Source organism: Brevundimonas sp. (assembly GCF_044336875.1).
Classification (GTDB): Bacteria; Pseudomonadota; Alphaproteobacteria; order Caulobacterales; family Caulobacteraceae; genus Brevundimonas.
On record NZ_JBIIOP010000005.1, the window covers coordinates 129,554 to 142,593 of the forward strand.

Annotated in this window: 11 protein-coding genes; 7 read left to right on the forward strand and 4 right to left on the reverse strand. The window is 68.9% G+C overall.

Features of this window, described 5'->3' with window-relative positions; all coding sequences use genetic code 11:
- The first annotated feature begins 30 nt into the window (after positions 1 to 30).
- Entirely contained in the window at positions 31 to 2,205 is a 2,175-nt protein-coding gene (locus tag ACIQ1T_RS08920; RefSeq protein WP_395944184.1) for a protein-disulfide reductase DsbD family protein, read from the forward strand.
- Positions 2,206 to 2,218: 13 nt separating this feature from the next.
- On the opposite strand, the gene ACIQ1T_RS08925 is transcribed toward ACIQ1T_RS08920, so the two are convergent.
- Both ACIQ1T_RS08925 and ACIQ1T_RS08930 read right to left on the reverse strand, forming a co-directional pair.
- Positions 2,219 to 3,634, reverse strand: coding sequence for a serine hydrolase (locus ACIQ1T_RS08925; RefSeq protein WP_395944185.1), 1,416 nt, complete (start codon positions 3,632 to 3,634; stop codon positions 2,219 to 2,221).
- A 153-nt stretch (positions 3,635 to 3,787) separates the two neighbouring features.
- Positions 3,788 to 4,264 (reverse strand): hypothetical protein, encoded by a 477-nt coding sequence (locus ACIQ1T_RS08930; RefSeq protein WP_395944186.1) that lies wholly within the window; start codon positions 4,262 to 4,264, stop codon positions 3,788 to 3,790.
- Positions 4,265 to 4,378: 114 nt separating this feature from the next.
- Between ACIQ1T_RS08930 and pgi the strand changes: the two genes are divergently transcribed.
- On the forward strand, positions 4,379 to 5,986 hold the full coding sequence (gene pgi / locus ACIQ1T_RS08935) for a glucose-6-phosphate isomerase (RefSeq protein WP_395944267.1): 1,608 nt from the start codon (positions 4,379 to 4,381) through the stop codon (positions 5,984 to 5,986).
- Between the two features lie 131 nt (positions 5,987 to 6,117).
- Here pgi and ACIQ1T_RS08940 read toward each other — a convergent pair whose 3' ends face one another.
- Entirely contained in the window at positions 6,118 to 6,543 is a 426-nt protein-coding gene (locus ACIQ1T_RS08940) for a hypothetical protein (RefSeq protein ID WP_395944187.1), read from the reverse strand.
- Positions 6,544 to 6,844: 301 nt separating this feature from the next.
- On the opposite strand from ACIQ1T_RS08940, the gene groES reads away from it, so the two are divergent.
- Both groES and groL read left to right on the forward strand, forming a co-directional pair.
- Positions 6,845 to 7,132, forward strand: a complete 288-nt coding sequence (gene groES, locus ACIQ1T_RS08945; protein WP_008259448.1) for a co-chaperone GroES — start codon at positions 6,845 to 6,847, stop codon at positions 7,130 to 7,132.
- Positions 7,133 to 7,185: 53 nt separating this feature from the next.
- Complete coding sequence (gene groL, locus ACIQ1T_RS08950) at positions 7,186 to 8,835, forward strand: chaperonin GroEL (protein ID WP_395944188.1); 1,650 nt, start codon at positions 7,186 to 7,188, stop codon at positions 8,833 to 8,835.
- Between the two features lie 250 nt (positions 8,836 to 9,085).
- On the opposite strand, the gene ACIQ1T_RS08955 is transcribed toward groL, so the two are convergent.
- Positions 9,086 to 9,814, reverse strand: coding sequence for a glycosyltransferase family 2 protein (locus ACIQ1T_RS08955; RefSeq protein ID WP_395944189.1), 729 nt, complete (start codon positions 9,812 to 9,814; stop codon positions 9,086 to 9,088).
- Between the two features lie 87 nt (positions 9,815 to 9,901).
- Here ACIQ1T_RS08955 and ACIQ1T_RS08960 point away from each other — a divergent pair, with 87 nt between their 5' ends.
- From ACIQ1T_RS08960 to ACIQ1T_RS08970, 3 genes are all read left to right on the forward strand, one after another.
- Positions 9,902 to 11,590 (forward strand): ArnT family glycosyltransferase, encoded by a 1,689-nt coding sequence (locus tag ACIQ1T_RS08960; RefSeq protein ID WP_395944190.1) that lies wholly within the window; start codon positions 9,902 to 9,904, stop codon positions 11,588 to 11,590.
- On the forward strand, positions 11,587 to 12,501 hold the full coding sequence (locus tag ACIQ1T_RS08965; RefSeq protein ID WP_395944191.1) for a hydroxymethylglutaryl-CoA lyase: 915 nt from the start codon (positions 11,587 to 11,589) through the stop codon (positions 12,499 to 12,501). Before ACIQ1T_RS08960 ends, ACIQ1T_RS08965 begins: the two co-directional genes overlap by 4 nt.
- Positions 12,502 to 12,609: 108 nt before the next feature.
- On the forward strand, positions 12,610 to 13,032 hold the full coding sequence (locus ACIQ1T_RS08970) for a hypothetical protein (protein WP_395944192.1): 423 nt from the start codon (positions 12,610 to 12,612) through the stop codon (positions 13,030 to 13,032).
- The last annotated feature ends 8 nt before the right edge of the window (positions 13,033 to 13,040 follow it).

Consider the following 13,040-nt stretch of genomic DNA (forward strand, 5'->3'; position numbering starts at 1 on the left):
ACGGCGACGGGGACGGCCTAGAGAGGGGACATGCGCCTGACCGCCCTTCTGCTCGCCCTGGTCCTTTCCATCCTGCCCGGAGCCGTCCTGGCCCAGCCGGTCAGCCGGCCGGCCGAGGCCGCCGCCGTGGTCCTGCCCGGACCGCGCAGCGCCGAGAATATCGAGGCCGAACTGGTCGGCCTGTCGCAATGGGCCGCGCCGGGATCGACCGTGGTCGTGGCCGTGCGCCAGACCATAGCCCCAGGCTGGCATACCTACTGGCGCAATCCGGGCGATTCAGGCGGGCCGACCACCCTGGACTGGCGTCTGCCGCCGGGGGTCAAGGCGGGCGACATCGTCTGGCCCCTGCCGACGCGACAAAGGCTGATGAGCCTGGTCAATTACGGCTATTCGGGCGAGGTCTATCTGCCTGTGCCGATCGAGATTCCGGCCTCGGCCCGACCCGGGACCACCCTGCCCCTGATCGCGGACGTCTTGTTCCTGGTCTGCAGCGACCAGATGTGCGTGCCGGTGCAGATGAGCCTGAGGCTGGACCTGCCGATCCGCGAGGGGACGCCGCCGCTGGATCCCGACCACGGCGCCCCCCTGCAGGCCGCGCTGGAGGCCGCACCCCGGCCCGCCGGGATCGAGGCCCGCGCCAGCCTGACCGACGGCGTCCTGACCCTGTCGGCGGCGGGCGGACCCCTGCAGGGCGCGGATTTGAGCCAGGCCTTCTTCTATCCGTTCGAAGGCGGCGTCATCGACCATGCGGCGGCCCAGACGGGCCAGGCCGGGCCGAACGGGCTGGGCCTGAAGCTGACGCCGGGCGCCGGCCTGACCGCCAGGGGGCTGACCGGCCCGGTCGCGGGCGTCCTGGCCACCAACGCCGGCGCCTGGGAGATCACGGCCGAACCCGGCCCCGCCCTGGCGGGAACCGGCGGCGGCAAGACCCTGGCCAACGAAGTCGAGACGGCGGCTACGCCGACGACGGGCCTGGGCCTGATCCTGCAGTCGCTGCTGTTCGCCCTGCTGGGCGGGCTGATCCTGAACCTGATGCCCTGCGTCTTCCCGATCCTGGCGATGAAGGCCGCCGCCCTGGCCGCCTCGGCCCATAAGGCGCGCGAGGCGCGTCGCGACGGCCTGCTGTTCGGCGCCGGGGTGCTGGCCAGTTTCCTGATCCTGGCCGGCGCCCTGCTGGCGCTGCGCGCCGGCGGCGAGGCGATAGGCTGGGGCTTCCAGCTGCAGTCTCCGGCGGTGATCGCAGGCCTGGCCCTGCTGATGCTGGCGGTCGGGCTGAACCTGTCGGGCGTCTTCCACGTCGGGGCCGGATTGCAGGGCGCCGGAAACGGGCCGCTGTCGCGCCTGCCCGGCGGGACGGGCGCCTTCTTCACCGGGGTTCTGGCCGTGGTGGTCGCCGCCCCCTGCACCGCCCCCTTCATGGCCGCCGCCCTGGGCGCGGCCCTGCTGATGCCCTGGCCCCTGGCCCTGCTGGTCTTTCTGATGCTGGGCCTGGGTCTGGCCCTGCCCTATGTGGCGATCAGCCTGTCGCCCGGCCTGCTGCGGCGTTTCCCCCGGCCCGGCCCGTGGATGGACCGGCTGAAGGGGCTGCTCGCCTTCCCCATGTACGGCGCCGCCCTGTGGCTGGTCTGGGTTTTCGCGCGTCAGGGGGGCGAGGACGCCCTGGGCCTGGTCCTGTTCGCCGCCCTGATGCTGGCCCTGGGCCTGTGGCTCGCGGGGATCAACCAGAGGCGCCGCGCCGAGGGCGGAACCGCCGTGGTCAGCGCGGTCGCCGCGACGCTCGCCCTGATCTGCGCTGTCGGGTTCGCCGGTCTTGCCGCCAGCCAGGCGCGATCATCCGGCCCGATCGTCGCCGAAACCGGCCCCCTCGCCGCCGCCCCCTGGTCGGCCGAGGCCGTCGCCGCCGCCCAAGCCCAGGGTCGTCCGGTCCTGGTCAATTTCACCGCCGACTGGTGCGTGACCTGCAAGATCAACGAGCGCGCCGCCCTGTCGTCGCCCCGCGTCGCCGAGGCGATGCAGGCGGCGAACGCCCTCTATCTGGTCGGCGACTGGACCCGCCGCGACGACGCCATCACCCGCGAACTTGAGCGGCGCGGCCGGTCGGGCGCGCCCCTGTATCTGTTCTATCCGGCGGGCGGCGGCGAACCCCGCATCCTGCCGCAACTGCTGACCGAGGGCGTGGTGGTGGAGGCGTTGAAGGCAGAGTAGTTCGGTCGCCTTCCTATTGCCGCGGCGCGGGCATGTCGCGGCCGCCCTGGTGCAGGACCAGGCCCGCGACGGCGCCGTCTTTGTCGCGGGTGAAGGTGATGCGGGCGTCAACGACGGTCAGGAAGAAGGCGTCGGGTCCTTCCGCGACGAGAGCGAACGGCTTCTGGCCCGTCGCCTGGGCCGTCAGACCGCCGTCGACGACCGTCACCGTCAGGGCGAAGGCGGGCGACAGGGCATAGACGCCTTCGTAGGCGCCCAACGTCACGGCATCCACCGCCACCGCCCGGCGTTCGCCGACCAGGGTCACAGTACCGCCCCGCGCGAGGGTCGTCAGATCGGCGCCGATCCTGTCCGGCGCATCCCCATTCAGATTGCCCAGAATGATGACGGCGGTTCGGTCGGCCGGATCGTAGGCCATATAGGTGTTGAAGCCCTCGATGGCGCCATTGTGCCAGACCAGGGTGTATCCCTGTCCCGACTTCACGAGCAGGCCCATGGCGTAGTCGTCGAGAACGGGCGTGGTCAGGGCCGACAATGACGCCGGTTTCAGCACCCGGCCGCCGAACAGCCCCTGCTCCCATTTCAACAGATCGTAGGTGGTCGAATACAGGGCGCCGGCGCCGGTCGGGATGCTCATGTCCACATAGTCGGCGTTGGCGACCCCGTCAGCCGTCGGCGTATAGCCGGACGCCCGGCGAGACAGGATGACGCCATGGCGGTCATAGCCGGTGTCGGCCATGCCGAGCGGGCGGAAAAGGGCTTCGTCGACAAAGTCGGCGTAGGGGCGGCCGCTGGCCGCCTCAACGATGGCAGTGAGCAGGATATAGCCCGAGTTGGAATAGGCGAAACGCGCCCCGGGCGTGAAGTCCAGCGGCCGGGCGCGGAAGCGTGCGACCAGTTCGGCGGTCGTCGCCGGCCGCGTCTTCAGCGCCTCGTAGTCCGCCATTCGGGTGAAGTCGGGCACGCCCGAGGTGTGAGACAGCAGATGACGGACCGTGACCCCGTCCCAGGCCGTCGGGGCGTCAGGCAGCCAGGTCTTCACCGGCGCGTCCAGATCCACCAGACCGCGCTCGTTCAACAGCAGAACGGCGACGGCGGTGAACTGTTTGGTCAGGGAACCCAAGCGGAATTTGGTATCGCCGTCATTGGGGATGTTCCATTCGCGGTCGGCGAGACCGTAGCCCTTGTCCAGCAGAACTTCTCCATCCCGCGCCACCAGGACCGCACCGGAGAACTGACCCGCCTCGGCCGCGACTCGCGCCACCTGATCCATGCGTGCGGCGTCTTGCGCCACAGCCGGGGCCACGGCCGGGCAGAACAGCAGACCCGCGACCAGGGCGATGCGCCCCAGGCCGGGAAAGGCGACGGAAAGCGCGCGGCGGACGACGCCCCGAAGGCGAGCGGCGCGGTAAACGGCGAAATCTGACAATGGAATCCCCTCGGGCGTGAGGGTCACGCCATGAGGGCAAGAGGTGGCGGGAGAGGCCGGCAGATGCGTCGGGTCGAGTGAAGTTTTCGTAATCCAGGGCGAGCGGTGCGGCCGATCTGCGTTCCCGTTCGGGAGGGAGAGGGGAAAGCGCCCCTAAACCTCCGGCTGCGGCGGGGCGGTGATGACCTCGACGTTGTCGTTCAGCAGATAGGACAGTTCGGACAGGGCCGTGGCGCGTTCGGCCGGGGTGGCGGCGGCCTGAACGGCCTCGACCTTCTTGGGCATGTCCTCGGAAATGCCGCGCAGGATGCATTTCAGGTCGCCGTCGGTGCCGCGTTCCTTCAGGATCAGGTGCCCCTGAAGGTCCAGGGCGGCAAGCTGTTCGGCCTGGGCCTTGAAGCCGGTGAAGGCCTGGCTGGTGAAGAAGCCGGCCTCGTCGGCGGCCTTGGCCGAGGCCCAGCCGTCGACCAGGGCCTTCAGCGCGCCCGATCGGGCGACGATGTCCGAAAACAGGGGCTCGCCGGCCACCGAGACGGGGGCGCCGACCGCTGCAGGCGGCTGTTCGGCCGCCAACGCCACGGCGGGATTGGACATCGACAGGGCGATCGTGAGAGCAAGGCCGCAGGACATGGAGGTGACTTCCTGTTTCAGCGTCGGCTAGGACGTTGAACCGGCATACGCCCGACCCGTAAACGAGTGTTTACCTTCTCTTCTCTCTCCCCAGAGGATCGCCCGATGACCGACATGAGCCGCGACGACGCCTGGAAGACCTTCGACCGAACCGCCGCCGCGGCGGGCGACGCCCGTATCGACCAGCAGTTCGCCGTCGACCCCGACCGCCTGGCGCGGATGTCGGTCGAGGCGGCGGGCCTGTATCTGGACCTGTCGAAACAGAGCTGGACCAAAGAGGCGTTCGACGCCTGTCTGGATCTGGCCCGCGCCAGCGACGTCGAAGGGCGGCGCGCCGCCCTGTTCGCCGGCGAGGCCGTCAATCTGACCGAGGGCCGGGCTGTGCTGCACCCCGCCCTGCGCGCCGCGCCGGGCGCCGACTTCAAGGCCCTGGGCGAGCCGGTCTCGGCCGAGGTCGACGCGGTGCGCGCCGACATGAAAACCTATGCCGACGCCGTGCGTTCGGGGGCCGAGGCCGGGGCGACAGGCAGGAAGTTCGAGGCCATCGTCCATGTCGGCATCGGCGGATCGGACCTGGGACCGCGCGTGGTGTGGGACGCCCTGCGCCCGCTGGACCCGGCGATCGACCTGCGCTTCGTCGCCAATATCGATCCGCGCGACATGGCCGAGGCCCTGACCGGGCTGGATCCCGAGACCACCCTGGTCGTGGTGGTGTCCAAGACCTTCACCACGCAAGAGACCCTGGCCAACGCCGAGGCGGCCAAGGCCTGGCTGGCCGCCGCCTTGCCTTCCGAAGGCATGACGAAACACTTCATCGGGGTGACGGCGGCGCCGGAGAAGGCGGGCCAGTTCGGCTGCGGCCGGACCTTCGCCTTCCGGGACTGGGTCGGCGGACGCTATTCGCTGTGGTCGGCGGTCAGTCTGTCGTGCGGCATTGCCCTGGGTTGGGACGCCTTCGAGGAGATGCTGGCCGGCGCCGCCGCCATGGACGATCATTTCGTCGCCGCCCCCCTGGAGCAGAATGCGCCGATCCTGCTGGCCCTGGCCCAGGTGTTCAACGTCGACGGTCTGGGCCGGCCGGCGCGGACGGTGGCCCCCTATGCCCACGCCCTGCGCCGCCTGCCCTCCTTCCTGCAGCAGCTGGAGATGGAGTCGAACGGCAAGCGGGTGCATCGCGACGGCACGCCCGTGACGCGCCAGACCTGCCCCGTCGTGTTCGGCGAGCCCGGCACCAACGGCCAGCACGCCTTCTTCCAGCAGATCCACCAGGGGCCGCAGGTGGTCCCGGCCGAGTTCGTGATCGTGGCGAAGACGCATGCCGACGCGCCGGAAGCCCCGCTGTGGTCGAACGCCCTCGCCCAGGGTCAGGCCCTGATGTTGGGCAAGACGACGGAAGCCGCCAAGGCGGAAGGCCTGGCTCAGGGCCTGTCGGAAGAGGAGGCGACGCGGCTGGCCAGCCACCGCACCTTCACCGGCAACCGCCCCTCGACCGCCATTGTCATGGACCGGCTGACGCCGGCGGCCCTGGGGGCGCTGATCGCCCTGTATGAACACAAGACCTTCGTCGAAGGCGTGATCTGGGACATCAACAGCTTCGACCAATGGGGCGTCGAACTGGGCAAGGTCCTGGCCAAGGCGGTCCTGAAGGACGTCGAGGCGGGCGGCCCTTCGGAGACCCTGGATCCGTCCACGGCGGCGCTGATGACGCGGCTGATGGGCTGAGTTGAGAGGCGCCGCCTCCCATTTCCGGCCCCTTTCGCCGGGACGGGCCGTCTAGGGGGCGGGGGGGGCGGTGAACACGAAAAGGGCCCGACCTTGCGGCCGGGCCCCTTCACATATCCGAACCTGACCGCTTACCAGCGGCGATCGTAGCGGTAGTCCCGACGGTCGTCGCGGCGGTCGTAACGTTGCTCGCGGCGATAGTCGCGATAGTCGCGACGCTGTTCCCAGCGCGGGTCGCGGCTGTTGATGCCGTGCTCGCGTTCCCAGTGGCCCTGGTTGCGATAGCACTGACCGCCGCGACGATAGCCGCAGTCCGAACCGCGGTTCGACGAGGCCGCGGCGCCCACCGCAGCCCCGGCCAGGGCGCCGCCCGCGACATAACGACCGTCGCCGTTGCTGTAGACGGCCCCGGCCAGACCACCGACGGCGGCGCCGATCAGGGCGTTGCGGGCCGTGTCGTCGCGGTCGCGCGACTGGGCCGAGGCGGGGGCGGCCATCAGGGTCATGGCGATGACCGGGGCGGCGGCGACAGCGGTGATCTTCAGCAGCTTGGACATATCCGTCTCCTTCAATCTGGTTGCTCAATCGGCGTTCCGGGAGGGGAATGCCTCGAGCGTTGAAACGGTTCTATGGGTTCTAGCTTGAACGACCCCGGAGCCCGTCATTCATTTTGAGTTCATCTGTCGCGGAAAATTCGCAGGCGATTAACGCCCCGCGCCGCTTGACGCTGCTCCCCCGTCTGCCTAACTCCCGCTCGCGTTGGCACTCTCGCCGGTCGGCTGCCAAAACGGCGATCGCGGGAAGGCCTGCTCACCATTTCAGAACGCCCCGATCCGGGGGTTTACAGGGAGAAGTCCGATGGCGTTCCGTCCGCTCGGCGACCGCGTGCTGGTCAAGCGCGTTGAAGAAGAATCCAAGACCAAGGGCGGGATCATCATCCCCGACACCGCCAAGGAAAAGCCGCAGGAAGGCGAAGTCGTCTCCGTCGGCCCCGGCGTTCGTGACGAATCCGGCAAGGTCAACGCCCTGGAACTGAAGGCCGGCGACCGCATCCTGTTCGGCAAATGGTCGGGCACGGAAGTGAAGATCGACGGCGACGACCTGATCATCATGAAGGAGTCCGACGTCCTGGGCGTGCTTTCCTAAGCACCCGACGTTCGATTTTCTTCAATCAATCCATTTAGATAGGAGCAGCCCGCATGGCCGCTAAAATCGTACAGTTCAACACCGACGCGCGCGACAAGATGCTGCGCGGCGTCAACGTCCTCGCCAACGCCGTCAAGGTGACCCTGGGTCCGAAGGGCCGCAACGTCGTGATCCAGAAGTCCTTCGGCGCCCCGCGCTCGACCAAGGACGGCGTCTCGGTCGCCAAAGAGATCGAGCTGGAAGACGCCTTCGAGAACATGGGCGCCCAGATGATCCGCGAAGTCGCGTCGAAGACGAACGACAAGGCGGGCGACGGCACCACCACCGCGACCGTCCTGGCTCAAGCCATCGTGCAAGAGGGCCTGAAGGCCGTCGCCGCCGGCATGAACCCGATGGATCTGAAGCGCGGCATCGACAAGGCCGTCGGCCTGGTGCTGGAAGAGATCAAGGCCAAGTCCAAGCCCGTCTCGAACAACTCGGAAATCGCCCAGGTCGGCACCATCTCGGCCAACGGCGACTCGGAAATCGGTGAGCTGATCGCCCAGGCCATGGCCAAGGTCGGCAACGAAGGCGTGATCACCGTCGAGGAAGCCAAGACCGCCGACACCACCGTCGACGTCGTCGAAGGCATGCAGTTCGACCGCGGCTACCTGTCGCCCTACTTCATCACCAACGCCGACAAGATGGAGGCCGTTCTCGAAGAGCCGCTGATCCTGCTGTTCGAGAAGAAGCTGACCTCGCTGCAGGCCATGCTGCCGATCCTGGAAGCCGTGGTGCAGTCGGGCCGTCCGCTGCTGATCATCGCCGAGGACATCGAAGGCGAAGCCCTGGCCACCCTGGTGGTCAACAAGCTGCGTGGCGGCCTGCGCGTCGCCGCCGTCAAGGCGCCGGGCTTCGGCGACCGCCGCAAGGCCATGCTGGAAGACATCGCCATCCTGACGGGCGGCCAGGTCATCTCGGAAGACCTGGGCATCAAGCTTGAGACCGTCACCCTGGACATGCTCGGCAAGGCCAAGAAGGTCTCGATCACCAAGGACGACACCACCATCGTCGAAGGCGTCGGCGGCAAGGAAGAGATCGAAGCCCGCGTGGCCCAGATCAAGCGCCAGATCGAAGACACGACCTCGGACTACGACAAGGAAAAGCTGCAGGAACGTCTGGCCAAGCTGGCCGGCGGCGTCGCGGTTCTCCGCGTCGGCGGTTCGACCGAAGTCGAAGTGAAGGAAAAGAAGGACCGCGTCGACGACGCCCTGAACGCCACGCGCGCCGCGGCTGACGAAGGCATCGTTCCGGGCGGCGGCATCGCCCTGCTGAAGGCCTCCAAGATCCTGGCCGACGTCAAGGGCGACAACGCCGACCAGAACGCCGGCATCGCCATCATCCGTCGCGCCCTGCAGGCTCCGATCCGTCAGATCTCGGAAAACGCCGGCGTCGAAGGTTCGATCGTGGTCGGCAAGGTGCTGGAAAACGACGAAGCCTCGTTCGGCTTCAACGCCCAGACCGAAGAATACGGCGACCTGGTCAAGATGGGCGTCATCGACCCCGCCAAGGTCGTCCGCACGGCCCTGCAAGACGCCGCTTCGGTGGCCGGCATCCTGATCACCACGGAAGCCGCCGTCGCCGACGCCCCCAAGAAGGGCGGCGCTGCTGGCGGCGCCCCCGACATGGGCGGCATGGGCGGCATGGGCGGCATGGACTTCTAAGTCCAAGCCAGCTCAGGCTGAGAATGCAGAAGGGCGGGGTCGCGAGACCCCGCCCTTTTTGTTGGTCGGTGCAGAGAGACAAAGACCCTCTCCCGCTTGCGGGGAGGCGGCCCGGCGTTCGCGAAGCGAACCGGGGTCGGAGGGGGAAGTCTTCGTTCTGAAGGAAGCTGAACTTCCCCCATCGTCAGGCGTGTCGCTGCGCGCCACGGCCTGAAACTTCCCCCGCACGCGGGGGAAGGTCTGCGATCTGTCAGAACTCGGAGATGGCGCCCGGGCGGCGCGAACGCGTCTTCAGCCACATGACGCCGAGCAGATCCGCGAAGGCGACCTTGAGCCGGCCCCAGTTGGTGTATTTCGAGCGGCCGGTCTCGCGGTGGCGGTGGTCGACGTCGAGATACTGGTTGCGGAACCCCTCGCGGATCATCAGGGCCGGCAAATAGCGGTGGATGTGATCGAAATAGGGAAGCCGCAGGAAGACGTCGCGGCGGAAGGCCTTCAGGCCGCAACCGGTGTCGTCGGCGTCGTCGCCCAACAGGTTGCGACGGATGCGGTTGGCCCACAGCGAGGCCTGGCGTTTGGCGTTGGAATCCTGGCGCTTGGCGCGACGGCCGCCGACCAGGCCGACGTCGGCGGGGGCGGCGATCAAGGCGTCGACCAGGCGCGGGGCGTCGGCCGGCGGGTTCTGGCCGTCGCCGTCCATCGTCACCACGACGGGACCGCGCGCGGCCAGGACGCCGGTGCGGACGGCGCGGCTCTGACCGGCGTTGGTTCCATGGGCCAGGACGCGCAGGGCCGGCAGTTCGGCCATGGCGGCCTTCAGCTCGGCCAGGGTGGCGTCCTTCGAGGCGTCGTCGACGAAGATCATCTCATAGGACCGGCCGGCGAAGGCCTGGGCGATCTCGCGCGCCAGGGGCACGGCGGCGCCCGCCTCGTCATGGACGGGAACGACAACGGAAATCTCGGGCGTTTCGACGGTCATGCCGCTCCATAGAGCATGATCGTTTCGGACGGAACCGCACAGCGGTTCCGGCTGACGAGGGGCCGGTCGCCGTGTAAGGAGTCTCGAATGACGACTTTCGATCTGGATCGCCGCATCGCCGGCTGGAGGGGGCCGCTGTTCGCCGCCCTGCTGACCCTGGTCGCCGGCCTGCCCGGCCTGCTGCTGCTGCCGCCGCTGGACCGCGACGAGAGCCGGTTCGCCCAGGCCACGGCCCAGATGCTGGAGAGCGGCGACTATGTCGACATCCGCTTCCAGGACGAGCCGCGCTGGAAGAAGCCGGTCGGCATCTACTGGCTGCAGGCGGCCGCCGTCTCCCTGACCTCCGACGTCGAGGATCGCGAGATCGCCCCCTATCGAATCCCGTCGCTGCTGGGGGCCATGCTGGCCGCCTGGGCGGTGGCCTGGGCCGGATCGGCCATTCTGGGCGCACGTGTCGGTTTCTTCGGCGGGGCCATCATGGGCGCCACCTTCCTGCTGTCGTCCGAGGCGGGGATCGCCAAGACCGACGCGGTCCTGTGCGGGGCCACCACCCTGGCCATGGCGGCCCTGGCGCGGATCTATATGGCGACGCGAGCGGGCGAACGGCCGGAACGGCCGCACAAGCTGCTGTTCTGGATCGGCATCGGTCTGTCGATCCTGGTCAAGGGACCGATCGGCCTGCTGGTCGTCGCCCTGGCTGTGATCGCCCTGTCGATCTGGGACCGGAACATCAAGTGGCTGTACCGGCTGGGCTGGGGCTGGGGCCTGCCCCTGGTCGCCCTTATGGTCGGGCCGTGGGCCATCGCCATCACCATCGCCACCGACGGCGGTTTCTGGCGCGAGGCCATCGGCGGCGATCTGGCGCCCAAGATCGCCGGGGCGCACGAGAGCCACTCCGGCTTCCCCGGCATGTATCTGCTGCTGGCGCCCCTGCTGTTCTTCCCCTCGACCCTGCTGCTGCCCGCCGCCGTCTCGACCGGCTGGAGCCGCCGGGCCGAGCCGGCCATCCGCTTCCTGGTCTGCTGGCTGGTTCCGGGTTGGCTGATGTTCGAACTGGCCCCGACCAAGCTGTGGCACTACACCCTGCCGACCTTCGGCGCCCTGGCCCTGCTGGCGGCGGCGGCCCTGGCCCGGCCCATCGGCAAGGTCTCGCGCATCACCGGCGCGGCGCTGGCGGCCTTCGCCGGCCTGCTGATCATCGCCATCACCGTCTATGGGCTGACCGTCTACGGCACCTCGACGGCCCAGACCTGGGCGGCCCTGACGGTGGTGACCACCCTGGCGGCGGCGGCCATGGGCGGGTTCCTGCTGATCAACCGGGCGCCGGTCGCGGCCCTGGTCGCCTCCCTGGCCTTCGGCGTCGTGGCCCATGGCGCCCTGGCCGGGACCATTCGCCAGCTGCGCCCCCTGGCCATCGCGCCGCAGCTGGAGAAGACGCTGGAGGCGGCCGATCTGCATCCGCGCCAGGGCCGCACGCCCGGTCCGGTGGCCATCACCACCTTCCATGAACCCAGCTTCGTCTTCCTGACCGGGCGGGACACCGACCTGACCGACGCCGAGGGCGCCGCCCGCGCCCTGGCCGAGGGTCGGCCGGCCATCGTCGAGGACCGGGACGCCGACGCCTTCCGCGCCGCAGCCGGGCGGTTGGGCGTGTCGGGCCGGGCCGTGGGAGTGGTGACGGGCCACAACTATTCCGGCGGGGACGACATGAGGCTGACCGTCTATGCGCCGCCGCCCAGGATCGGGTCGGGTAACGGCGCCGCGACCGCCCCATGAGCCGCTTTATCCAGATCGTCGAGGTCGGGCCTCGCGACGGGCTGCAGAACGAGAAGACGGTGCTGGAGCCCGCCGTCCGCGCCGACCTGGTGCGACGGCTGGAGGGCGCGGGCGCGCGGCGGATCGAGGCTGTCTCCTTCGTCCATCCCAAATATGTGCCGCAGATGGCCGGCGCGGAGGCGGTGATGGCCGCCCTGCCGCATCAGGCCGGGATGAGCCGCATCGGCCTGGTGCTGAACGGCAAGGGCTATGACCGGGCGCTGGCGACCGGGGTGGACGAGGTCAATGTCTCTGTCGCGGCCACCGACGGCTTCGGCCTGAAGAACCAGGGGCTGGCGGTGAAGGACCAGCTGGCCATGCTGGGCGAGATCGTCGCCCGTCGACACAATGCGGAGCCCGGTGAGGCCGCGCCCTCCCTGTCGGCCATGATCTCCTGTGTCTGGGGCTGTCCGTTCGACGGCGAGGTCTCGGTCGATCAGGTCGCGGACATGATCGGCGCCATCGGCGAGATGGGGATCGGCGAAATCGGTCTGGCCGACACCATAGGCGCCGGGGATCCCTGGGCGGTCACGCGAAAGGTCGAGGCGGCGCGCAAGGCGGCACCGGACGCGACCCTGAGACTGCATTTCCACGACACCCGCAACACCGGCCTGGCCAACGCCTATGCCGGGGTGGAGGCCGGGATCGACGTGCTGGACGCCTCGGTCGGAGGCATAGGCGGCTGCCCGTTCGCACCCGGCGCCACCGGCAATATCGCCACCGAGGATCTAGTCTATATGCTGGAGCGCGGCGGGTTCGAGACAGGTTACGACCTGGACGCCCTGATTGCGACCGCGCGCTGGATCGGCGAAGCCATCGGCCGGCCGGCGCCCTCGGCCCTGAGCCGGGCCGGGCGTTTCCCGCGCAGCTGAGGCCATCCGGTTTCGCCCGTAACGGGTCCGGCGTGGCGAGCGGGATCGTTTGGCGCTATTCAGGGTTAACAGGCGTGGCCGTCAGCCGCCGCGCGCCGAGGACCCGCCATGCTGATCGCCATACCCCTGCTGCTGATCCCGGTGGTCCTCTATAATATCGTGGTGCTGTTCGGCGCCTCCGGCAACGGCGGCATGGCCCAGGCCGACGCCATACTGCGCGATCCGCTGTTCTCCATACCCATGACCTCGGGCGCCCAGTGGAACATCGGCTCTGGCGACCTGATCCTGTTCCTGGGGCTGATCCTGCTGTTCTTCGAGCTGATCAAGTCGACCTCGAGCCAGAAGGTCGCCATCATCAATCACGCCCTGTCGATGGTGCTGTTCATCGTGGTCCTGGTCGAGTTCCTGCTGATCCGCGGCTTCGCAACCTCGACCTTCTTCCTGATCGTGATCATGATCCTGCTGGACGTGCTGGCGGGCTTCATCGTCACCATCATCTCGTCCCGCAAGGATTTCGACTTCGGGAACTGAGACGGTCC